Annotated in this window: 17 protein-coding genes; 8 read left to right on the top strand and 9 right to left on the bottom strand. The window is 71.3% G+C overall.

Features of this window, described 5'->3' with window-relative positions; all coding sequences use genetic code 11:
* Positions 1-86: 86 nt before the first annotated feature.
* Entirely contained in the window at positions 87-989 is a 903-nt protein-coding gene (locus tag ACZ67M_RS33285) for a tRNA (adenine-N1)-methyltransferase (RefSeq protein ID WP_122617319.1), read from the bottom strand.
* A gap of 125 nt (positions 990-1114) precedes the next feature.
* On the bottom strand, positions 1115-2578 hold the full coding sequence (locus ACZ67M_RS33290; protein WP_392014104.1) for a site-2 protease family protein: 1464 nt from the start codon (positions 2576-2578) through the stop codon (positions 1115-1117).
* 173 nt (positions 2579-2751) lie between these two features.
* On the opposite strand from ACZ67M_RS33290, the gene ACZ67M_RS33295 reads away from it, so the two are divergent.
* Together ACZ67M_RS33295 and ACZ67M_RS33300 are read left to right on the top strand one after the other, a co-directional pair.
* Positions 2752-3723 carry a RecB family exonuclease gene (locus ACZ67M_RS33295; protein ID WP_392014101.1) on the top strand — a complete coding sequence of 324 codons (972 nt, stop codon included), beginning with the start codon at positions 2752-2754 and terminating at the stop codon, positions 3721-3723.
* A gap of 15 nt (positions 3724-3738) precedes the next feature.
* On the top strand, positions 3739-4410 hold the full coding sequence (locus ACZ67M_RS33300; protein WP_064727043.1) for a response regulator: 672 nt from the start codon (positions 3739-3741) through the stop codon (positions 4408-4410).
* A 99-nt stretch (positions 4411-4509) separates the two neighbouring features.
* On the opposite strand, the gene ACZ67M_RS33305 is transcribed toward ACZ67M_RS33300, so the two are convergent.
* The 3 genes from ACZ67M_RS33305 to metH all read right to left on the bottom strand — a co-directional run bounded on the left by ACZ67M_RS33305 (position 4510) and on the right by metH (position 10833).
* Positions 4510-6114: an ABC transporter substrate-binding protein gene (locus ACZ67M_RS33305; protein ID WP_361360671.1), complete on the bottom strand. Its 1605-nt coding sequence runs from the start codon at positions 6112-6114 to the stop codon at positions 4510-4512.
* A gap of 375 nt (positions 6115-6489) precedes the next feature.
* Positions 6490-7191, bottom strand: a complete 702-nt coding sequence (locus ACZ67M_RS33310; protein WP_361360669.1) for an HAD family hydrolase — start codon at positions 7189-7191, stop codon at positions 6490-6492.
* 129 nt (positions 7192-7320) lie between these two features.
* Positions 7321-10833 carry a methionine synthase gene (gene metH, locus ACZ67M_RS33315; RefSeq protein ID WP_385797189.1) on the bottom strand — a complete coding sequence of 1171 codons (3513 nt, stop codon included), beginning with the start codon at positions 10831-10833 and terminating at the stop codon, positions 7321-7323.
* A gap of 351 nt (positions 10834-11184) precedes the next feature.
* Between metH and ACZ67M_RS33320 the strand changes: the two genes are divergently transcribed.
* The 5 genes from ACZ67M_RS33320 to parJ all read left to right on the top strand — a co-directional run bounded on the left by ACZ67M_RS33320 (position 11185) and on the right by parJ (position 17439).
* On the top strand, positions 11185-11949 hold the full coding sequence (locus tag ACZ67M_RS33320; RefSeq protein WP_122617325.1) for an IclR family transcriptional regulator: 765 nt from the start codon (positions 11185-11187) through the stop codon (positions 11947-11949).
* A gap of 304 nt (positions 11950-12253) precedes the next feature.
* Complete coding sequence (locus ACZ67M_RS33325; RefSeq protein WP_161329864.1) at positions 12254-13048, top strand: aquaporin; 795 nt, start codon at positions 12254-12256, stop codon at positions 13046-13048.
* Positions 13049-13130: 82 nt separating this feature from the next.
* Positions 13131-14669, top strand: coding sequence for a glycerol kinase GlpK (gene glpK / locus ACZ67M_RS33330; protein WP_122617327.1), 1539 nt, complete (start codon positions 13131-13133; stop codon positions 14667-14669).
* Positions 14670-14677: 8 nt separating this feature from the next.
* Positions 14678-16294 (top strand): glycerol-3-phosphate dehydrogenase/oxidase, encoded by a 1617-nt coding sequence (locus ACZ67M_RS33335; protein ID WP_469853876.1) that lies wholly within the window; start codon positions 14678-14680, stop codon positions 16292-16294.
* 152 nt (positions 16295-16446) lie between these two features.
* On the top strand, positions 16447-17439 hold the full coding sequence (parJ, locus tag ACZ67M_RS33340) for a filament polymerization regulator ParJ (protein WP_125492588.1): 993 nt from the start codon (positions 16447-16449) through the stop codon (positions 17437-17439).
* 87 nt (positions 17440-17526) lie between these two features.
* On the opposite strand, the gene mshC is transcribed toward parJ, so the two are convergent.
* From mshC to ACZ67M_RS33360, 4 genes are all read right to left on the bottom strand, one after another.
* Positions 17527-18756, bottom strand: coding sequence for a cysteine--1-D-myo-inosityl 2-amino-2-deoxy-alpha-D-glucopyranoside ligase (gene mshC / locus ACZ67M_RS33345; RefSeq protein WP_361360661.1), 1230 nt, complete (start codon positions 18754-18756; stop codon positions 17527-17529).
* 112 nt (positions 18757-18868) lie between these two features.
* Positions 18869-19699 carry an SCO1664 family protein gene (locus ACZ67M_RS33350; protein WP_469853877.1) on the bottom strand — a complete coding sequence of 277 codons (831 nt, stop codon included), beginning with the start codon at positions 19697-19699 and terminating at the stop codon, positions 18869-18871.
* Entirely contained in the window at positions 19663-20253 is a 591-nt protein-coding gene (locus ACZ67M_RS33355; protein ID WP_122617332.1) for a DUF3090 domain-containing protein, read from the bottom strand. The genes ACZ67M_RS33350 and ACZ67M_RS33355 overlap by 37 nt, the downstream gene beginning before the upstream one ends.
* A 79-nt stretch (positions 20254-20332) precedes the next feature.
* Positions 20333-21019 carry a histidine phosphatase family protein gene (locus tag ACZ67M_RS33360; protein ID WP_361360657.1) on the bottom strand — a complete coding sequence of 229 codons (687 nt, stop codon included), beginning with the start codon at positions 21017-21019 and terminating at the stop codon, positions 20333-20335.
* Positions 21020-21080: 61 nt separating this feature from the next.
* Here ACZ67M_RS33360 and corA point away from each other — a divergent pair, with 61 nt between their 5' ends.
* A complete protein-coding gene (gene corA / locus ACZ67M_RS33365) occupies positions 21081-22076 on the top strand; it encodes a magnesium/cobalt transporter CorA (RefSeq protein WP_469853878.1) in 996 nt (331 codons plus the stop codon).
* Positions 22077-22099 lie beyond the last annotated feature (23 nt).

Here is a 22099-nt window from a genome sequence, read left to right on the forward strand (position 1 = left end):
AACGCAAGTACGCCGTGGTGGAGTTCCCGGGGGCTGCCGGGAACTCCACCACGGCGTACTTGCGTTGATCGGGGCGCGGGGACGCCTCAGCGGCCGGCGCCTCCGTCGGCGTTGGGTCCGGCGTAGTCCTCGCCGTAGGCGCCCTTGGCGGGGCGGCGGCGGCGCATGGGGGGCTCGACGCCGTCGGCGAGGCGGCGGGCGGTGAGCAGGAAGCCGGTGTGGCCGATCATCCGGTGGTCCGGGCGGACGGCGAGGCCCTCGACGTGCCAGTTGCGGATCATCGTCTCCCAGGAGGTCGGCTCGTTGAAGGAGCCGATCTCGCGGATGGACTCGACGGTCCGGGCGAGCTGGGTGGTGGTCGCGACGTAGCAGCACAGGATGCCGCCGGGCACGAGGGCCTTGGAGACGGCCTCCAGGCACTCCCAGGGGGCGAGCATGTCGAGGATGACGCGGTCGACGTCGGTGTCGGACAGGTTGTCCTGGAGGTCGCCGACGGTGAGCTGCCAGGCGGGGTGCGGTTCCCCGAAGTAGCGCTCCACGTTCTGGCGGGCGATGTCGGCGAAGTCCTCGCGGCGCTCGTAGGAGTGCAGCATGCCCTGGTCGCCGATGGCGCGCAGCAGGAAGCTGCTCAGCGAGCCGGAGCCCACGCCGGCCTCCACGACGCGTGCGCCGGGGAAGATGTCGGCGAAGGCGAGGATCTGCCCCGCGTCCTTCGGGTAGACGACGGCTGCCCCGCGGGGCATGGAGAGGACGTAGTCGGGGAGCAGGGGGCGCAGCGCGAGGTAGGCGACGTTCCCGGTGGTGCGGACAACGCTGCCCTCGGGAGCACCGATCAGTTCGTCGTGGGGGAAGGAACCCTTGTGGGTGTGGAAGTTCTTCCCGGCCTCGAGCGTGAACGTGTAGTGGCGGCCCTTGGGGTCGGTCAGCTGAACCTGGTCCCCGACCTTGAAGGGCCCGCGCCTGCGGGCGGCACCGGTCGGTTCGGACATGTGACCAGCCTACCGGTTCCCCGCCGGGGGCTGGACCAGCGCAGGGGGTGGTGGCTGCGCGGGTGCGAGCGGCGCGGGCCGTGTGGGGGTGCTCGCGCGGTTCGCCGCGTGCCTTGGGGGCGCGTTCAGCTGGGCCTTGCCATTGCCTTGACGAAGGCCCGCTCGACGTCGGCCGCGGACAGGACGCCGTAGATCTCGCCGGTCTCCTCGATCACGAGGTACTCGCTGGCGGGGTTGGCGCGCAGGGCGTCCAGGAGTTCCTCGCCCGAGAGTTCGGCGGAGACGCGCATGCCGTCGGTGAGGTCCTGGGCGAGGGTGCTGACCGCCACCCAGGGGCGTCGGTGTTCTGGTACGCCGACGATGGCGGCCTCCCGGACCAGGGAGACGGGTCCGCCTTCGGTGTCGACGACGACCAGGGCGCGGGCTCCGGAGGCGTTGGCGCGGCGCAGGGCCTCGGAGAGGGGGGTGTCGGCGGGTACGGGGACGGCGCGCCGGGTGAGGGCGCGGGCGCGCAGTTCGGGGAGGTGTTCGCGCAGGCGGGCCATGCGCAGGCTGTTTCCGGCGCCGGTCCAGATGATGGCGGCGAGGATCGCGGCGAGCAGGGCGTCCAGGACGGTGTCCATGCCGACGTTGTCCACGGCGTCGGAGCCGAGGGCGCCGGACTGGGTGAGCAGGGGCAGCCCGATGAGGACGGAGACGGCGAGGGCCCGGCCGACCCAGGCGGCGGCGACGGTGCCGTGCATGGGCTTGCCGGTGATCTTCCAGACGACGGCGCGGAGCATGCGGCCGCCGTCGAGGGGGAGGCCGGGCAGGAGGTTGAAGGCGGCCACGATCAGGTTGGAGATCATCAGGCCGGCCAGCAGGACGCCGGGGACGGTGCCGGGTTCCACGGGCAGCAGGGCGAGGTAGAAGACGCCGGAGAGGACCAGGGAGAGGAGTGGGCCGACGAAGGCCAGCACGAATTCGCGGCCTGGGGTCTCGGCCTCCTTCTCGATCTCGGAGACGCCGCCGAAGAACTGGAGCTGGATGCGGCGCACGGGGAGCTTGAAGCGGAGTGCGGCGACGGTGTGCGCCAGTTCGTGGACGAGGACGGAGGCGTAGAAGGCGACGGCGAAGAAGAGGGAGACGAGGTAGCGGGCGGCGCCCAGCTCGGGCAGGACGCGGTCGAGCTGGCCGCCGAAGACCCAGGTGATGAGGGCGGCGACGAGGAACCAGCTGGGTGCGACGTACACGGGCACGCCGAAGGGCCTGCCCATCAGGATCCCTCCGCCGGGCTCGGGCCGGCGCTGCGGCGGCCGCCCGGGTCCGCCCTTGCCGCCGCCGTGGGGTTCGCCGCCGGCGTGGTGGGCGGGGGGACCGGGCGGGGACTGCGGGGGCGGGGTCCGGTCGGGGTTCTGGTGGTCGTTGTTCCGGCCCGGGTCCTGGTCGGCGTGGGGGCCCTGGGGCTCCGGGCCCGGTGTGCCGGGTGTCGTGGGGGCCGCGGGGTCCGGTTGTGCGCCGTCGGCGGCCGGGGTCGTGGGCCCCGACCGGGGCCGGGCCGACTCGTCGTTGCCGGACCGCGGGTGCCCGCTCCCGCCGCTCACGTCCACGGTGTCCCCTCGTTCGAAGCGTCTCCCGCCTGCCGGACGGGAGGGTCTCCTGTCGATGGTATGCGTCCGCCCCCGTCCGTTCCGCCCCGGCACCCCTGTGCTTCCCTTCCGTCGCACGGGTCACGGGCCACGGGGTGGGTCACTGTCGGTGGTGGGCCGTAAGGTCTGTGGGCATGGAGACGAGCATCGAGGATGTCGCGGAGGACGCGGGCGGACCCGCCCGACCGGCAACGACCGTGGCGGACGGCGCGGACGCGGCGGTGGGCGCGGAGGCCGCCGCCCCCGCCCCCGTGGCGATACGGCCGGCCTCGCTCTCGCCCTCCCGGGCCGGCGATTTCATGCAGTGCCCGTTGTTGTACCGGTTCCGGGTGATCGACCGGCTGCCGGAGAAGCCGAGCGAGGCGGCGACGAGGGGCACGCTGGTGCACGCGGTGCTGGAGCGGCTCTTCGACGCCCCGGCGGCCGAGCGCACCGCGCCGCGGGCCAAGGCGCTGGTTCCCGGTCAGTGGGACCGGTTGCGGGAGAGCAGGCCGGAGGTCGGCGAGCTGTTCGCGGACGATCCGGAGGGTGAGCGGCTGGGGCGGTGGCTCGGGGAGGCGGAGCGGCTCGTCGAGCGGTGGTTCACCCTGGAGGACCCGAGCCGGCTGGAGCCCGCCGAGCGGGAGCTGTTCGTGGAGGCGGAGCTGGACTCGGGGCTGCGGCTGCGCGGCATCATCGACCGGGTCGACGTGGCTCCCACGGGCGAGGTGCGGATCGTCGACTACAAGACGGGCAAGGCTCCCAAGCCGCAGTACGCCGAGGGCGCGCTGTTCCAGATGAAGTTCTACGCGCTGGTGGTGTGGCGGCTGAAGAAGGTCGTCCCACGGCGCCTTCAGCTCGTCTATCTCGGCAGCGGCGACGTGCTCACCTACGATCCGGTCCTCGCCGACCTGGAGCGGGTGGAGCGCAAGCTGCTGGCGTTGTGGGAGGCGATCCGGCTGGCGACCGAGACGGGTGAGTGGCGTCCGCGTCCCACGAAGCTGTGCGGCTGGTGCGACCACCAGGCGCACTGCCCGGAATTCGGCGGTACTCCCCCGCCCTATCCGCTGCCCGTGAGGGCGGCCGAGTCCGGTGGCACCGAGCAGGGCAGAATGGGGCCGGGCTAGCCGAAGGAGACTTACGTGGCCATCCGCGTCCTACTGGTCGACGACCAGCCGCTGCTGCGCACGGGCTTCCGGATGATTCTGGAGGCGGAGCAGGACATCGCGGTCGTCGGCGAGGCCGGCGACGGCCTCCAGGCACTCGACCAGGTGCGGGCGCTGCAGCCCGATGTGGTGCTGATGGACATCCGCATGCCGCGGATGGACGGTGTGGAGGCGACCCGGCAGATCACCGGGCCCGAGCGGGACGGTCCGGCGAAGGTGCTGGTGCTGACCACCTTCGACCTCGACGAGTACGTGGTGGAGGCGTTGAAGGCGGGCGCCAGCGGGTTCCTGCTGAAGGACGCTCCGGCCAACGAGCTGGTGCAGGCGATCCGGGTGGTGGCGGGCGGCGAGGCGATGCTGGCGCCGAGCATCACCCGGCGGCTGCTCGACAAGTACGCCACGCATCTGCCCTCGGGCGACGAGCCGGTGCCGGACACGCTGCACACGCTGACGGACCGCGAGGTCGAGGTGCTGAAGCTGGTGGCCCGGGGTCTGTCCAACGCGGAGATCGCCGCCGACCTGTTCGTCAGCGAGACCACCGTGAAGACGCATGTGGGTCATGTGCTGACCAAGCTGGGCCTGCGGGACCGGGTGCAGGCGGCGGTGTACGCGTACGAGAGCGGTCTGGTCCGCCCCGGCGCGCAGTAGACCGGTGCGGTAGAGCAGTGCGGTAGAGCAGCAGAGCAGCGCGAAGGGCGCCCTCCTCCGGTCGGAGGAGGGCGCCCTTCGTGTGGTCCTGCGAGGGTGTCAGCCGCTCACGCCCCGGCCCAGCTCCCACAGCTGGAGCGACGAGGAGGAGTTGAGCAGGTAGGCGGTGCCGGTGACGTCGTCGCCGGCGGCCACGTACTGCTTGCCCTGCCACAGCGGGATGACCGGGACGTCCTCGGCGGTGATGTCCTGGATCTCCGTGAGGGTGTCCACCGCGGAGAGGCGGTCGGCCTCACGCCGGGACTCGGGGATCAGATCGTTGATGATCTTCGGGTTCAGGTAGGGCGAGTTGAGCGTGTTGTCCCGGTCGAGGAACGGCGCGATGAAGCTGTCCGCGTCCGGGAAGTCGGGGAACCAGCCCATGCCGAAGACGTCGTACTTGAGGTCGCGCTCGGCGGGGCGGAAGACGTCCCAGGGCTTGCCCTCGATGGCGACGTCGAAGAGGCCGCTCTCGTTGAGCTGGCGCTGCAGTTCCTCGAACTCCGGCTTGGTCGCGGCACCGTAGTGGTCGGTGGTGTAGTGCAGGGTCAGCTTGACCGGCGTCTCGATGCCGGCCGACTTCAGCGCCTGCTTCGCCGCGCCCGGGTCCGGGTCGCCGTACTTGTTGAAGAACGAGTTGGAGTGGCCGGTGATGCTGGCCGGGACCATCGAGTACAGCGGCTCGGCCTGCGAACCGTAGACCTTGGCGACGAGTTCGTCGCGGTTGATGAGCCGGGCCATGGCCTGCCGGATGGCCTTGTCCTTCACGCTGGGCGCGTCGACGTTGAAGCCCAGGTACCGGATCTCGAGGCCGGCGACCTCGATGAGCTTGACGTCGCTGTCGGAGCTGTTGGAGAGCTTGCGGATCTGCTCCGGCGTCATCGCGCGCGTCATGACGTCGATGTCGCCCTTCTCCAGGGCGCTTCCCATGGCGTCGGCGTCGTCGAAGGACACCAGCTCCACCTTGTCGTTGTTCACCTTGAGACTCCCCTTGTAGTTGGGGTTCTTGGTGAACACGACCTTGTCGAGGACGCCGTCCTTGGACTCGCCCTTCATCTCGTACGGACCGGACCCGCTGAGTTCGAAGCCCTCGCGCAGCTTGTCCTTCGGGTAGGAGTCCTTGTCCACGATGCCGGCCACGGGCGTGGACAGCTTGTACGGGAAGGTCGCGTCGGCGGAGTTGAGGTGGAAGATGACCTCGCGGTCGCCCTGGGTCTCCACGGTGTCCACGGTCGACAGCAGCGCGGAGACGCCGCTGTCCGCCTTCAGGGACATGGCGCGGTCGATGGAGTACTTGACGTCCTCGGCGGTGATGGCGTCGCCGTCGGAGAACTGCAGGCCGTCGCGCAGGGTGCAGGCGTAGCGCTCGTTGCCGGTGTCGGTGAAGCCGCACTTCTCGGCGGCCTCGGGGACGGGTTCGCCGTCACCGCGCGGCTGGGTCATCAGCGTCTGCGAGGTGTGGCGCATGATGTTCCAGGCACCGACGTCGTAGGCCCAGGCCGGGTCGAGGGGCGCCGTGACGTCCTTCGTGATGGTGAACCGGTCCGTGGTGCCGACGACTATCGCGTCCCCGCCGCCGCTGCCGCCGTCGGACCCGCCGCAGGCGGCGAGTACCGGCGCGAGCAGGCCGACGACGACCGGCAGCACCAAAGTCTTGCGGTTCATGCTCGAGTTTCTCCAGAGCTGTCGGTCCGTGTATCCGGAATGCAGGGGTGTCGCGGCGGATCACGGGGGTAGTGGCGGACGTTCTCGCGACGAGATTAGTCCGCGCCCGCACGGGGGCTCGCAGCCACCGGAGTTGGGGGCTCATCACGGAGCGAAACCGGGTGTGGACACACCGAAAACCCGACAGTGGAAGGATTAGTGCAGGCTTTCACCAATCAGGACACAAGGACTCCTCGACAACGTTCGCCTGGCCGAAAGCAGCACACCTACGCATGCCTGTCGACCCCTGGCAACGTGGGGAACGTCACACTTCGAGGTCGGTGACCGGTGCTGCAATTCGGCCATCGGGGAAGCCGGGAATATCCCCCTGAACGCCTAGAGCATTACGGTCATCAGACCGCGCAGAAATGTCAGGTCGACCTCTTCCAGGGAGCCGACCACGGTGCGCCGCGCGCCCGGTGTGATGGGGGCGACCGAGGGCACGGCGACGACCTGGCAGCCGGCGGCCTCGGCGGCGGCGACCCCGGTCGCGGTGTCCTCCACGACGGCGCACCGCGCGGGGTCCACGCCGAGCCCGGCCGCGGCGGCCAGGTAGGGGTCGGGGTGGGGCTTGGTGCGCGGCACCTCGTCACCGGCGACGGTGAGGGCGAAGTGCCGCGGGCCGAGCGACGTCAGCACGCGGTCGATGATGCGCCGGTGCGAGGCGGAGACCAGGGCGGTGGGGATCTCGTGCGCGGACAGCTCCGCGAGCAGCCGGGCGGCTCCCGGCATGAGCCGCAGGTCGCTGCCGATGCGCTCCTCGAAGCCGTCGTTGAGCAGGACGCTCAGTTCGGCGAGGGTGATGTCGGCGCCGGTGGCCTCGATCAGGAAGCCGGCGCTGCGGGTCATGGGGCCGCCGACGACCACGTGGCGCCAGGAGTCGTCGAGGGTGTGGCCGAGGGAGGCGAAGACCTCGACCTCGACGTCCCACCAGAAGCCCTCGGTGTCCACCAGGGTGCCGTCCATGTCGAGGAGCACGGCCTGCAGGGCTGAGCCTTCGGCCGTACGGGTTCCGAGTGCGGGGACCGTGCTGGTCATCCACGTACCTCCTTGAGGGACGATCAGGCCGGTTCCCACGTGGGGAACCGGCCTGCGGTGGACCGACCAGTGTACGTCGTGCGGGACCGGAACGCCTGGTGTGGCCTGTGGAGCGGCTCACACGGGGGTTCAGCGGGCGTTGAAGTACTTCGCCTCGGGGTGGTGGATGACGATGGCGTCGGTGGACTGCTCGGGGTGGAGCTGGAACTCCTCCGACAGGTGGACGCCGATGCGCTCCGGCTGGAGCAGGTCGGCGATCTTGGCGCGGTCCTCCAGGTCCGGGCAGGCGCCGTAGCCGAGGGAGAAGCGGGCGCCCCGGTACTTCAGGGCGAACATGTCCTCCATCTCGGCGGGGTCCTCCCCGGCGAAGCCCAGCTCGGAGCGCACGCGCGCGTGCCAGTACTCGGCGAGGGCCTCGGCGAGCTGCACGGACAGGCCGTGCAGTTCGAGGTAGTCGCGGTAGGCGTTGGCCTCGAACATGCGGGCCGTCTCCTCGCCGATGCGGGAGCCGACGGTGACGACCTGGAAGCCGACGACGTCGGTCTCGCCGGACTCCTCCGGCCGGAAGAAGTCGGCCAGGCACAGCCGCCGGCCGCGGCGCTGGCGCGGGAAGCTGAACCGGGTGCGCTCGTTGCCGTCGTCGTCGAGGACGATCAGGTCGTCGTCCTTGGAGACGCAGGGGAAGTAGCCGTAGACGACGGCCGCCTCCAGCAGGTTCTCGGTCTGGAGCCGGTCGAGGAGGCCGCGCAGCCGCGGCCGGCCCTCGGTCTCGACCAGTTCGTCGTACGAGGGTCCCTCGCCGGTGCGGGCCTGCTTGAGGCCCCACTGGCCCTTGAACAGGGCGCCCTCGTCGAGCCAGGAGGCGTACTCCTTGAGCTGGATGCCCTTGACGACGCGGGTGCCGCGGAACGGCGGCTCGGGCACCGGGTTGTCGACGGCGACGTCGGAGCGGACGTGGCCCTCCTCGGGGCGCTCCTCGACCTGGACGGTGGCCGCCCGCACCCTGCGCTGCTTGAGGTCCGGCAGCTTGGCGCCCGGCACTCCCCGCTTGATCCCGATCAGCGCGTCCATGAGGCGCAGGCCCTCGAAGGCGTCGCGGGCGTAGCGGACCTCGCCGTCGTAGATCTCGTGCAGGTCCTGCTCGACGTAGGCGCGGGTGAGGGCCGCGCCGCCGAGGATCACCGGGTAGTCGGCGGCCAGCTTGCGCTGGTTCAGCTCCTCCAGGTTCTCCTTCATGATCACCGTGGACTTGACCAGGAGCCCGGACATGCCGATGACGTCGGCCTTGTGCTCGTCGGCCGCCTCCAGGATCGCGGAGACCGGCTGCTTGATGCCGAGGTTGACGACGTTGTAGCCGTTGTTGGACAGGATGATGTCGACGAGGTTCTTGCCGATGTCGTGGACGTCGCCGCGGACCGTGGCGAGCACGATGGTGCCCTTGCCGTCGTCGTCCGTCTTCTCCATGTGCGGTTCCAGGTGCGCGACCGCGGTCTTCATGACCTCGGCGGACTGGAGCACGAACGGCAGCTGCATCTGGCCGGAGCCGAACAGCTCGCCGACGACCTTCATGCCGTCCAGCAGGGTCTCGTTGACGATCTCCAGCGCCGGGCGCTCCTGGAGGGCCTCGTCCAGGTCCTGCTCCAGGCCGTTGCGCTCACCGTCGATGATGCGCCGCTTGAGCCGCTCGTCCAGCGGCAGCGCCGCCAGTTCCTCGGCCTTGGACGCCTTGAGGGACTTGGCGGTGGCGCCTTCGAAGAGCTGCATCAGCTTCTGCAGCGGGTCGTAGCCCTCGCTGCGCCGGTCGTAGATCAGGTCGAGCGCGGTGGTGACCTGTTCGTCGTCGAACCGGGCGATCGGCAGGATCTTGGACGCGTGGACGATCGCCGAGTCCAGGCCCGCCTTGACGCACTCGTCCAGGAAGACGGAGTTCAGCAGGATGCGGGCGGCCGGGTTGAGGCCGAAGGAGATGTTGGACAGGCCGAGCGTGGTCTGCACGTCCGGGTGCCGCCTCTTCAGCTCCCGGATGCCCTCGATGGTGGCGATGCCGTCCTTGCGGGACTCCTCCTGGCCGGTGCAGATGGTGAAGGTCAGGCAGTCGACGAGGATGTCCGACTCGTGGATGCCCCAGTTGCCGGTGAGGTCGTCGATGAGCCGCTCGGCGATCTCGACCTTCTTCTCGGCGGTGCGGGCCTGGCCCTCCTCGTCGATGGTCAGCGCGATCAGGGCGGCGCCGTGCTCCCGCGCCAGCGTCGTGACCCGCGCGAAGCGGGACTCCGGGCCGTCGCCGTCCTCGTAGTTCACCGAGTTGATCACCGCGCGGCCGCCGAGCTTCTCCAGCCCGGCCTGGACGACCTCGACCTCGGTGGAGTCCAGCACGATCGGCAGGGTCGACGCGGTCGCGAAGCGCCCCGCCAGCTCCTCCATGTCGGCCACTCCGTCGCGGCCGACGTAGTCCACGCACAGGTCGAGCATGTGCGCGCCCTCGCGGATCTGGTCGCGGGCCATCTCCACGCAGTCGTCCCAGCGGCCCTCCAGCATGGCCTCGCGGAACTTCTTCGAGCCGTTGGCGTTGGTCCGCTCGCCGATCGCCAGGTACGAGGTGTCCTGCCGGAAGGGGACCGTCTGGTAGAGGGAGGCGGCGCCCGGTTCGGGCCGGGGCCGGCGCTCGCCGGGTGCCGTGTCCCGCACCCGCTCGACGACCTGGCGCAGGTGCTCGGGCGTGGTGCCGCAGCAGCCGCCGATCAGGGACAGGCCGTACTCGCGGACGAACGTCTCCTGGGCGTCCGCCAGCTCCGGCGCGGTCAGCGGGTAGTGCGCCCCGTCCTTGCCCAGGACGGGCAGACCGGCGTTGGGCATGCAGGACAGCGGGATGCGGGAGTGCCGGGCGAGGTAGCGCAGGTGCTCGCTCATCTCCGCCGGGCCGGTGGCGCAGTTCAGGCCGATCATGTCGATGCCCAGCGGCTCCAGCGCCGTGAGCGCGGCGCCGATCTCCGAGCCGAGCAGCATGGTGCCGGTCGTCTCGACGGTCACCGACACGATCACCGGCAGGTCGAGGCCGAGGGCGTCGAGGGCGCGCCGGGCGCCGAGTACGGAGGACTTGGTCTGGAGGAGGTCCTGCGTGGTCTCCACCAGCAGGGCGTCGGCGCCGCCCGCGACCAGGCCCTCGGCGTTGCGCTGGTAGGCGTCGCGCAGCACCGTGTACGGGGCGTGTCCGAGGGTGGGGAGCTTCGTGCCGGGGCCCATCGAGCCCAGGACCCAGCGCTGCCGGCCGTCGCGGACCTGGAACTCGTCGGCCACCTCGCGGGCCACCCGGGCACCGGCCTCGGACAGCTCGTGGACGCGCTCGGGGATGTCGTACTCGCCCAGCGCGGAGTGGTTCGCGCCGAAGGTGTTCGTCTCCACGCAGTCGACGCCGGCGGCGAAGTACTCCTCGTGCACCGAGCGCACGATGTCCGGCCGGGTGAGGTTCAGGACCTCGTTGCACCCCTCCAGCTGCTGGAAGTCGTCCATTGAGGGGTTCTGCGCCTGGAGCATGGTGCCCATCGCGCCGTCGGCGACCACGACGCGGCTGGCGAGGGCCTCGCGGAGGGCGGACACACGGGTCCGGGTGTCGGCGGGCGGGGTGGATGGCGACGAGGCCATGAAAGGGCTCCCTAGGATGCGACGGCTGTCGGCTTTGCGCTGCCCGGTGGCGTCCGCTGGGGACGCCCCGGGGGAGAACGCACGTCGTCAGGGTAGCCGGGACCGGGGACGGATGGTCGGGGCGTCCACGACGCGGACGAGTGTGGCGGGCCGTAAGGGCCGCCGAAAGGATGACGCCCGGCCCTCGACTGCCTCTGGAGGGCGGCCGGGACGACCGGGACGTGGCCGAAGTGCAACAGTTGCCCGCCGACGGTTAGCGGGAGGTCGGCATCGACCGGTAGTGTTCGGCATTGCCGAACGACGTCAGTGGCGCCGAGGTCGGCACTCGAAGGGGACGGAGGCAGTACGTCGATGGCACGGAACATCCAGTCGCTCGAACGGGCGGCCGCGATGCTGCGCCTGCTCGCGGGCGGTGAGCGGCGGCTCGGCCTGTCGGACATCGCCTCCTCGCTGGGTCTGGCCAAGGGCACCGCGCACGGCATCCTGCGCACCCTCCAGCAGGAGGGCTTCGTCGAGCAGGACGACGCCTCCGGGCGCTACCAGCTGGGCGCGGAGCTGCTGCGCCTGGGCACGACGTACCTCGACGTGCACGAACTGCGGGCCCGCGCCCTGGTGTGGACGGACGACCTGGCCCGCTCCAGCGGGGAGAGCGTCCACCTGGGCGTCCTGCACCAGCAGGGCGTCCTGATCGTGCACCACGTCTTCCGGCCCGACGACAGCCGGCAGGTCCTGGAGATCGGTGCCATGCAGCCGCTGCACTCCACGGCGCTGGGCAAGGTGCTGTCGGCGTACGACCCGGTCGCGCACAGCGAGGCGCTGGAGGCGGACCGCAAGGCGTACACGGACCGGACGGTCTGCGAGCCGGAGGGGTTCGAGCACATCCTGGACATCACCCGCGCGCGCGGGTACGCGGCCGACGTGGAGGAGACCTGGGAGGGGATCGCCTCCATCGCCGCCCCCATCCACGACCGCCGGCGCATGCCGGTCGGCGCGGTCGGCATCACCGGCGCGGTGGAGCGGCTGCGCCGGGAGGGCGAGCTGCGGCCCGAGCTGGTCGCGGCGGTCCGGGACTGCGCCCGCGCGGTCTCGCGGGACCTGGGGGCCGGGCGCTTCTAGCGTCCGGGGAGGAAGCAGAGGGCCGGGCGCCGGGGGGCGTCCCGGCCCTCGGTCATGTCCGCCCCAGGACCGATAGCCCGAGACGATCAATAACGATCGTGCTTTCGATAACAGGGCTCTTGACGCACCCGTGACACCGAGCCAGACTCGCGTCCATCGGTCGGCATTGTCGAACACCTACCGGCAATACGCGTTAGAGTGGGACAACGCCAAGGGCCGCCATCGCTCTCATACCGAGGGCGCCGGAACACCCGGAGGGACCCGGGGTTCGGCTTCCCCTGGACGAAGGACAAAGGAGTCGCGGGTGTCCAGCTCCGACATCTTCATCGGCGAGACCATAGGTACCGCCATACTCATCCTGCTCGGCGGCGGTGTGTGTGCCGCCGTGACGCTCAAGGCCTCCAAGGCGCGCAACGCCGGCTGGGTCGCCATCGCCCTCGGGTGGGGCTTCGCCGTCATGACGGCGGCGTACATCTCGACGCCGCTCTCCGGCGCCCACCTCAACCCGGCCGTGACGATCGGCATCGCGATCAAGGACGGTGACTGGAGCAACGTCCCGACCTACTTCGCGGGCCAGATGCTCGGCGCCATGATCGGTGCGGTCCTGGTCTGGGTCGCCTACTACGGCCAGTTCCAGGCCCACCTCACCGACCGCGAGATCGTCGGCGGTCCCGGCGCCCAGGACACGACGGCCAAGGCCGTCGAGGCGCAGGAGAAGGGCGCGGGACCCGTCCTGGGCGTCTTCTCCACCGGCCCCGAGATCCGGCACGTGGTCCAGAACCTCGCCACCGAGATCATCGGCACCTTCGTCCTGCTGCTCGCCATCCTCACCCAGGGCCTCAACGGGGAGGGCAACGGCCTCGGCGTCCTGGGCGTCCTGATCACGGCGTTCGTGGTGGTCTCCATCGGCCTGTCGCTCGGCGGCCCGACGGGCTACGCCATCAACCCGGTCCGCGACCTCGGCCCGCGCATCGTGCACGCCCTGCTGCCCCTGCCCAACAAGGGCGGTTCCGACTGGTCCTACGCGTGGATCCCGGTCGTCGGTCCGCTGATCGGCGGCGCCATCGCCGGAGGTGTCTACAACCTCGCGTTCGCCTGAGCGGACCTACGCTCGGCCATCATCGGGCCGCAGCACACGCGCCGCACCGACCGGCCACCCACCACGGAACCAGGAGCACACAGTGACCGACGCCCACACCGCCGGACCCTTCATCGCGGCCATCGACCAGGGCACCACGTCGTCCCGCTGCATCGTCTTCGACCGCGACGGGCGCATCGTCTCCGTCGACCAGAAGGAGCACGAGCAGATCTTCCCGAAGCCGGGCTGGGTCGAGCACAACGCCACCGAGATCTGGACCAACGTCCAGGAGGTCGTCGCCGGCGCCGTCGAGAAGGCCGGCATCACCCGCGACGACATCAAGGCCATCGGCATCACCAACCAGCGCGAGACCACCCTCGTCTGGGACAAGAACACCGGTGAGCCCGTCCACAACGCCATCGTCTGGCAGGACACCCGCACCGACGCCCTGTGCAAGGAACTCGGCCGCAACGTCGGCCAGGACCGCTTCCGCCGCGAGACCGGCCTGCCGCTGGCCTCCTACTTCGCCGGCCCCAAGGCCCGCTGGCTGCTCGACAACGTCGACGGGGTGCGCGAGCGCGCCGAGGCGGGCGACCTGCTCTTCGGCACCATGGACACCTGGGTCATCTGGAACCTGACGGGCGGTGTGAACGGCGGCAAGCACGTCACCGACGTCACCAACGCCTCCCGCACCATGCTGATGAACCTGCACACCATGGCGTGGGACGAGAAGATCGCCGAGTCCATCGGCGTGCCGATGCAGATGCTTCCGGAGATCCGCTCCTCCGCCGAGGTCTACGGCGAGATCACCGGCGGCCGGCTCGGCGACCTGCTGGGCGGCATCCCGGTCGCCTCCGCGCTCGGCGACCAGCAGGCGGCCCTGTTCGGGCAGACCTGTTTCTCCGAGGGCGAGACCAAGTCGACGTACGGCACCGGCACCTTCATGGTGATGAACACCGGTGACAAGCTCATCAACTCCTACTCGGGGCTGCTGACCACCGTCGGCTACAAGATCGGCGACCAGGACACGGTCTACGCCCTGGAGGGCTCGATCGCCGTCACCGGTTCGCTGGTGCAGTGGATGCGCGACCAGATGGGCCTGATCTCCACCGCCGCCGAGATCGAGACCCTCGCCCTGACGGTCGAGGACAACGGCGGCGCCTACTTCGTCCCGGCCTTCTCCGGCCTGTTCGCCCCGTACTGGCGCTCCGACGCCCGCGGTGTGATCGCCGGCCTCACCCGGTACGTCACCAAGGCGCACCTCGCGCGCGCCGTCCTGGAGGCCACCGCCTGGCAGACGCGGGAGATCGCGGACGCCATGACGAAGGACTCCGGCGTGGAGCTGACCGCCCTCAAGGTCGACGGCGGCATGACCTCCAACAACCTGCTGATGCAGACCCTCGCCGACTTCGTGGACGCCCCCGTGGTGCGCCCGATGGTCGCCGAGACCACCTGCCTCGGCGCCGCCTACGCCGCCGGCCTGGCCGTCGGCTTCTGGAACAGCACCGACGACCTGCGCGCCAACTGGCGGCGGGCCGCCGAGTGGACCCCCCGCATGGACGCGGAGACCCGCGACCGTGAGTACAAGAGCTGGCTCAAGGCCGTCGAGCGGACCATGGGCTGGCTCGAGGACGAGGAGTAAGAACCGCAATGACCACTCAGTCCACCCTGCAGTCCGTGCCTGCCCTGGGTACGCACCCGGCCTCCGGCTCGAACCCGAGCCGGGCCGAGACCCGGGAGCAGCTCTCCAAGGCGTCGTACGACCTTCTCGTGATCGGCGGCGGCATCCTGGGCATCTCCACCGCCTGGCACGCCGCGCAGTCCGGCCTCAGGGTGGCCGTGGTCGACGCCGGCGACTTCGCCGGCGCCACCTCCTCAGCCTCCTCCAAGCTGCTCCACGGCGGACTGCGCTACCTGCAGACCGGCGCGGTGAAGCTGGTGGCGGAGAACCACTTCGAGCGCCGTGCGGTCTCGCGCCAGGTGGCCCCCCACCTGGCGAACCCGCTCACGTTCTACCTCCCCGTGTACAAGGGCGGGCCGCACGGCGCGGCGAAGCTCGGGGCCGGCGTCTTCGCGTACTCGGCGCTGTCCGCCTTCGGTGACGGCGTCGGCCACCTGCTCTCCCCGGCCAAGGCCGCGCAGGACGTGCCGGAGCTGCGCACCGACAACCTCAAGGCCGTGGCCGTGTACGGCGACGACCAGATGAACGACGCCCGCATGGCGCTGATGACCGTCCGCGCGGCGGTCGACTCCGGCGCGGTCGTCCTCAACCACGCCGAGGTCACCGGCCTGCGCTTCACCAAGGGCCGGGTGACCGGCGCGGAGCTGAAGGACCGGCTGACCGGCGACGAGTTCGGGGTGAACGCGCGCCTGGTGCTCAACGCCACCGGTCCCTGGGTCGACCACCTGCGCCGCATGGAGGACCCGGCGGCGGCGCCGTCCATCCGCCTGTCCAAGGGCGCGCACCTGGTGCTCAAGCGCACCGCGCCCTGGAAGGCGGCGCTGGCCACCCCGATCGACAAGTACCGGATCACCTTCGCCCTCCCCTGGGAGGACATGCTGCTGCTCGGCACGACCGACGAGGAGTTCGAGGGCGACCCGGCGGACGTCGCGGTCAACGACAAGGACATGGCCCAGATCCTGGACGAGGCCGCGTTCTCCATCCGCGACCAGCAGCTCGACCGGGACCTGATCACGTACTCCTTCGCGGGCCTGCGGGTACTTCCCGGCGGTCCGGGTGACACCGCCAAGGCCAAGCGCGAGACGGTCGTCACCGAGGGCCGGGGCGGCATGCTGTCCGTGGCCGGCGGCAAGTGGACCACCTTCCGCCACATCGGCCGCACGGTGATGAAGAAGCTGGAGGCGCTGCCGGGCCACCCGCTGGGCGAGGACTTCGAGCCCATCGCGTCGCTGCCGAAGAAGCTGCCGCTGCCCGGTGTCGCCAACCCGCGCGCGGTCGCCCACCGGCTGCTGGTCGACGGTCCGGCGCCCGGCCCGCGCATGGCCGCGGACACCGCACGGCACCTGGCCACCCACTACGGTTCGCTGGCCTTCGACATCGCCCGGCTGGCCAACGAGAGCCCGGAACTGGCCGAGCGGGTCCACCCGGACGCCCCGGAGATCTGGGCGCAGGTCGTGTGGGCCCGGGACAACGAGTGGGCGGAGACGGCGGACGACGTGCTGCGCCGCCGGACCACGCTGACCATCCGCGGCCTGGCCACCGACGACGTCCGCGCGAAGGTCCAGGGCCTGCTCGACGGGAAGTAGGCCGACGCTTTCCGGGCAGGCCAGGAGGGTGTCCGGCCCCCTCGCGCGGGGCAGTGATCCGTTCACTCCCCCGTGCAAGGGGGCTGCGGGCGGCCCCTCCGCACGCCGTAAGGTTGGGGGGTACGCGAGGGCACGTCGGAAGGAGGCGCTGGGTGATCGAGCTCGAGGGGGTTCCCGAGCTGGTCGACCCGGTCATGGTGGCCGCGTTCGAGGGCTGGAACGATGCCGGCGACGCCGCCTCCACCGCGGTCGCGCATCTCGACAGGGAATGGAAGGGCGAGGTCTTCGCGGCGCTGGACGCCGAGGACTACTACGACTTCCAGGTCAACCGTCCCACCGTCTTCATGGAGGACGGCGTCCGCAAGGTCACCTGGCCGACGACCAGACTCTCGGTGGTGCGGATCGGCGGCGACAAGCCGCGCGACCTCGTCCTCGTCCGCGGCATCGAACCGTCCATGCGCTGGCGCTCGTTCTGCAACGAACTGCTCGGCTTCGCCCACGAACTGGGCGTCGAGCTGGTGGTCGTCCTGGGCGCACTGCTGGGCGACACCCCGCACACCCGTCCGGTGCCGATCAGCGGGACCACGTCGGACGCCGACCTGGCCCGGCGCATGGACCTGGAGGAGACCAAGTACGAGGGGCCGACCGGCATCGTCGGCATCCTCCAGGAGGCGTGCGCCCACGCGGGCGTACCGGCCGTGTCGCTGTGGGCCGCGGTGCCGCACTACGTGTCGCAGCCGCCCAACCCGAAGGCGACGCTGGCCCTGCTGAACCGGCTGGAGGACCTGATCGGGGTGCGCGTCCCGCTGGGCGAGCTGGCCGAGGACGCCCGCGCCTGGCAGACCGGCGTGGACCAGCTGGCCGCCGAGGACAGCGAGGTCGCCGAGTACGTGCAGTCGCTGGAGGAGGCCCGGGACACCGCGGAGCTGCCGGAGGCCTCGGGCGAGGCGATCGCCCGCGAGTTCGAGCGGTACCTGCGTCGCCGGGACGGCTCCGGGACGGGCGGACCGGGTGGACACGCCACGGCGGACGGCGGCGACGGGCCGCCCGGCACGCCGTTTCTGCGGGACAACCCCAGCGGCCGGACCCGTCCGCCGCGGCCGCCCAAGGCGACCGGGGACGACGAGGAGTCGTCGGAGGACTGAGCGGGCTCACCGATGTGGGACGGGGGCGCTTCCCGGCGGAAGCGCCCCCGTTCCGCGTGCGCGGGTGTGCTGCGGCTGTGCGGCTGCCTAGAGGGCCACGCCCATCAGGGCGTCCACCGCGCGGGAGACGACGCCGGGCGCGCCCTCGTCCGTGCCGCCGCTCTCCTCCTGGCGGGCGGCCCAGCGGTCGACGGCGTCGAGCGCGGCCGGCGAGTCCAGGTCGTTCGCAAGGGCGGCGCGGATCTCCTCGACGAGCGCCTCGGCGGGCGGGCCGTCGGGCCGGGACACGGCGGCGCGCCAGCGGTCCAGCCGGGCGACGGCGTCCCGCAGCACCTGGTCGGTCCACTCCCAGTCGGCCCGGTAGTGGTGGGCGAGCAGCGACAGCCGGATGGCGGCGGGGTCGACGCCGTCGCGGCGCAGCGCCGACACGAAGACCAGGTTGCCCTTGGACTTGGACATCTTCTCGCCGTCGAGACCGACCATGCCGGCGTGGACGTACGCCTTGGCCATGGGGAACTCGCCGGTGAGGGCCTGGGCGTGCGAGGCGCCCATCTCGTGGTGCGGGAAGGCGAGGTCGGAGCCGCCGCCCTGGACGTCGAAGCCCATGCCGAGGTGGTCGAGGGCGATGGCCACGCACTCGATGTGCCAGCCGGGGCGCCCGCGGCCGAGGGACGCGCCGTCCCAGCTGGGCTCCCCTTCACGGGCCGCCATCCACAGCATCGGGTCGAGCGGGTTCTTCTTGCCCGGCCGGTCCGGGTCGCCGCCCCGCTCGGCCGAGAGCAGCCGCATGGCGGCGGCGTCGAGGTGGGAGACGCCGCCGAAGTGGGGGTCGGCCTCGACGGAGAAGTAGGTGTCGCCCTCCAGCTCGTAGGCGGCTCCGGCGTCGCGCAGCCGCTCGACGAGCGGGACGATGCCGGGTATGGCCTCGACGGCACCTATGTAGTGCCGCGGCGGCAGCATCCGCAGCGCCGTCATGTCCTCGCGGAAGAGGGCGGTCTCCTTCTCCGCGAGGGCGGTCCAGTCGACGTCGTCGCGCACGGCACGCTCCAGGAGCGGGTCGTCGACGTCGGTGACGTTCTGGACGTAGTGCACCTGTCGCTTGGTGTCGAGCCACACGCGCTGCACGAGGTCGAACGCGTTGTAGGTCGCCGCGTGCCCCATATGGGTCGCGTCGTACGGCGTGATGCCGCAGACGTAGATGCGGGCGACGGGACCGGGGGCGAGGGTCACCAGGTCTCCGGTCGCGGTGTCGTGGATCCTCAGGTCGCGGCCCTGACCGGGCAGGACGGGGACCTCGGAAGCGGGCCAGGCATGCATGTCATGAGCGTAACCGGACGGATGTTCCGTACACGAACCGGACCGGTCCGGTTGGCCGGTAAGGCGCTCTTGCGCCGGCCCCCGCCGTCGTGCTTCCGCGTCACCGGGGTGCCTAGACCGGAGGCCAGGGGATGGCCGGCCACTCGCCGCCGGGTTCGGGGTGTTTCCCGGAGGCCAGCAGGGTGTCGACCCGCGCGCGGGTGGCGTCGAGTTCGGCGGGGGTGATGAGGCCGCCGAGTCTGAGCGCCAGGGCGCCGCCGTCCTCGAGTGCCTCCCTGAGGGCGTCGAGCGCCGCCAGGGCCTCCCCGGTGAGCGGGTCGCCCGCCCAGCCCCACAGCAGGGTGCGCAGCTTGTTCTCGGCGTGGAAGGTGACCCCGTGGTCGATGCCGTACAGCCGCTCGCCGTCGGCGGGCAGCAGGTGACCGCCCTTGCGGTCGGCGTTGTTGATCACGGCGTCCAGTACGGCGAGCCGGCGCAGCCGCTCGTCGTCGGCGTGCACGAGCAGCGCGGTGCGGCCCTCGCCGACCTCGGCCAGGGCGATCCCCTTCCAGCCGGGGCCGGGGTCCTCCTCGTCCACCAGGGCGAGCAGTTCCGTCTCCGGCACCGCCTCGATCCACAGCTGGACCATGCCCTCGCCGTAGGGCCCCTCGCGCAGCACGGTGGGCGGGACCAGGCCCCAGCCGGTGGCCTCCGACACCTCGTAGGCGGCGACCTCGCGCTGGGCGAGGGTGCCGTCGGTGAAGTCCCACAGGGGCCGCTCGCCGGCGACCGGCTTGTAGATGCAGGCCGCCTCGCGGCCCTCGTGCGTCACGGTGCAGTACAGCGCGGCGTTGGACGCCTCACGGATGCGCCCGCGCACGGTCAGTTCGCCCAGCGCGAGCAACTCGGCCGCGGTCGCGTCGGTGGTCACGCTCCGCGGCGGTATCCGTTCTGGCGCGGACATACGTGTCCTTCCGGGTCGAGCGGGAGACTGCACAGGGGGCACGGCGGGCGCCCGGCGTTGACGACGTCGAGGGCGCGCTTGGCGAAGGCCCTGGCCTGCGCGCCGGTGAGGCGGACCCGGAGCATCGGGGGGCCGTTCTCCTCGTCCTGGAGGAGCCGTTCCTCGGCCTCCGCCAGGTCCTCCTCGGACTCGGCCTCCAGCTCCACCAGGGCCTGCGCCTCGACGATCATGCGCTGGTCCTCGCCGTCCCAGGCCAGCGCCATGGTGCCGACCCGGAACTCCTCCTCGACGGGGGTGTCGAGCGGCGCGGTGTCGGACGGCTCGGTGGGGGCCACGGCGGGGACGACGGTGCTGCCGCCGCTGCGCCGCACGACCTCGTCGAGCAGTTCGTCCATGCGCTCGGCGAGGGCGGCGACCTGGGTCTTCTCCAGGGCCACGCTGGTCACCCGGGAGCCCGCGGTGGCCTGGAGGAAGAACGTACGGCGCCCGGGCAGCCCGACCGTGCCGGCCACGAAACGTTCCGGTTGGTCGTAGAGGAACACCTGACGGGACACGTCCTGTCTCCATGGAAGTCGGGGAAAGCGGAAGATCGGGGTCACTGCCGCGACCGGTTCACCCTACTGCGGCGGACGATCACGGTGCGCCCGCACCACCCCCGACCGGGGCCTGGTCGTCCGGCGACGTCTGCCGCGGGGCCAGGGAGGCGAAGTCGCCGGTGTCACCGAGGCGGACGAGGAAGGGCCGCAGGCGCGTGTAGCGGATCGCGGTGACGGAGCAGGGCTCGACGGAGATCCGCTGGAAGAGGTCGAGGTGCAGGCCGAGCGCCTCCGCGACCAGGGACTTGATGATGTCGCCGTGCGAGCACATGAGGTAGACGGCGTCGGCGCCGTGGTCGCGCTCCACGCGCGCGTTCCACTCGCGTACCGCCTCGGCGGCGCGGGTCTGCATCGCGCGCATCGACTCGCCGCCGGGGAAGGCCGCGGCGGACGGGTGGGACTGCACCACCTCCATGAGGGGCTCGTCCTTGAGTTCGGCGAGCTTGCGCCCGGACCAGTCGCCGTAGTGGCACTCGCCGATGCGTTCGTCGGTGTGCGCCCGCAGACCGGGCCGGGCGTCGAGCAGCGGCCGGATCGTTTCCTGGCAGCGCTGGAGCGGGCTGGTGACGATCTCGGAGAGTGGCAGGCCGGCGATCCGCGCGGGCAGCGCGGCGGCCTGAGCGGCGCCGCGTTCGTCGAGGGCCACGCCGGGCGTCCACCCGGCGAGCAGCCCCTCGGTGTTGGCGGTGGAACGTCCGTGCCTAACCAGGATCAGCGTGGGCATGCGGCCAGGGTAGGCGTACGGCGCCGTACAGGGGCGCCGGGGCGAGGGGAGAATGCGTTCGGTGATCGTCGACTGTGCCATCTACCGGGACGGGCACCGCACGGACGGGCCCGAGGACCTGTCCGACGCGCTCGGCGAGGCGAGGTCCGCCGGCGGCTTCGTCTGGATCGGGCTGCATGAGCCGACGGAGGCCGAGTTCGAGCTGGTCAGCCAGGAGTTCGGGTTGCACCCGCTGGCGGTGGAGGACGCGCTCAAGGCGCATCAGCGGCCCAAGCTGGAGGTGTACGACGACTCGCTCTTCGCCGTCCTGAAGCCGGTGGTGTACGAGCCGGACAGCGACACCGTCTCCAGCGGCGAACTGATGATCTTCCTGGGGGACGCCTTCGCGGTCGTGGTCCGGCACGGCGAGGGTTCCCCGCTGAAGGCCGTGCGGCAGCGTCTGGAGCACGAGCCCCACCTGCTCGGCAAAGGGCCCACGGCGGTGCTGTACGCGATCGCGGACGCCACCGTGGACCACTACCTGGACGTGGCGGTCGAGCTCCAGAACGACCTGGAGGAGCTGGAGACGGAGGTCTTCTCGCCGGACGGCGCCGGCTCGCGGCACACGGCGTCGAGGATCTACAACTTCAAGCGTCAGATCCTGGAGTTCCGGCGGGCGACCGGCCCGCTGGCGCCGCCGCTGGCCCGGCTGGCCGGAACGGGCGCGTTCGGCGCCGGGGTGCCGTTCGTGAACGACCGGGCGCGGCCGTTCTTCCGGGACGTGAGCGACCACCTCACGCGCGTGAACGAGTCGGTGGAGAACCTGGACCGGCTCGTCTCGGACATCCTGTCGGCGCATCTGGCGCAGATGAGCGTCCGGCAGAACGACGACATGCGGAAGATCTCCGCGTGGGCCGCCATGGCCGCGGTCCCCACGATGATCGCGGGGATCTACGGCATGAACTTCGACCACATGCCGGAACTGCACTGGGTCGGCGGTTACCCGGCGGTGATCCTGCTGATGGCCGTGCTGGAGGTACTGCTGTACCGGCAGTTCAAGCGCCGGGGCTGGCTCTAGGCCGGACGCGGCCCAGGGCCGGC

The organism is Streptomyces sp. NPDC107500, assembly GCF_055582785.1.

Excerpts from the sequence above, each read along its gene's own strand:
- ACZ67M_RS33305 (WP_361360671.1), bottom strand. The coding sequence starts at position 6,114 with ATGAACCGCAAGACTTTGGTGCTGCCGGTCGTCGTCGGCCTGCTCGCG.
- mshC (WP_361360661.1), bottom strand. The coding sequence starts at position 18,756 with ATGCATGCCTGGCCCGCTTCCGAGGTCCCCGTCCTGCCCGGTCAGGGC.
- ACZ67M_RS33350 (WP_469853877.1), bottom strand. The coding sequence starts at position 19,699 with ATGTCCGCGCCAGAACGGATACCGCCGCGGAGCGTGACCACCGACGCG.
- ACZ67M_RS33320 (WP_122617325.1), top strand. The coding sequence starts at position 11,185 with ATGGCACGGAACATCCAGTCGCTCGAACGGGCGGCCGCGATGCTGCGC.
- metH (WP_385797189.1), bottom strand. The coding sequence starts at position 10,833 with ATGGCCTCGTCGCCATCCACCCCGCCCGCCGACACCCGGACCCGTGTG.
- ACZ67M_RS33310 (WP_361360669.1), bottom strand. The coding sequence starts at position 7,191 with ATGACCAGCACGGTCCCCGCACTCGGAACCCGTACGGCCGAAGGCTCA.
- ACZ67M_RS33360 (WP_361360657.1), bottom strand. The coding sequence starts at position 21,019 with ATGCCCACGCTGATCCTGGTTAGGCACGGACGTTCCACCGCCAACACC.
- ACZ67M_RS33335 (WP_469853876.1), top strand. The coding sequence starts at position 14,678 with ATGACCACTCAGTCCACCCTGCAGTCCGTGCCTGCCCTGGGTACGCAC.
- ACZ67M_RS33295 (WP_392014101.1), top strand. The coding sequence starts at position 2,752 with ATGGAGACGAGCATCGAGGATGTCGCGGAGGACGCGGGCGGACCCGCC.
- ACZ67M_RS33285 (WP_122617319.1), bottom strand. The coding sequence starts at position 989 with ATGTCCGAACCGACCGGTGCCGCCCGCAGGCGCGGGCCCTTCAAGGTC.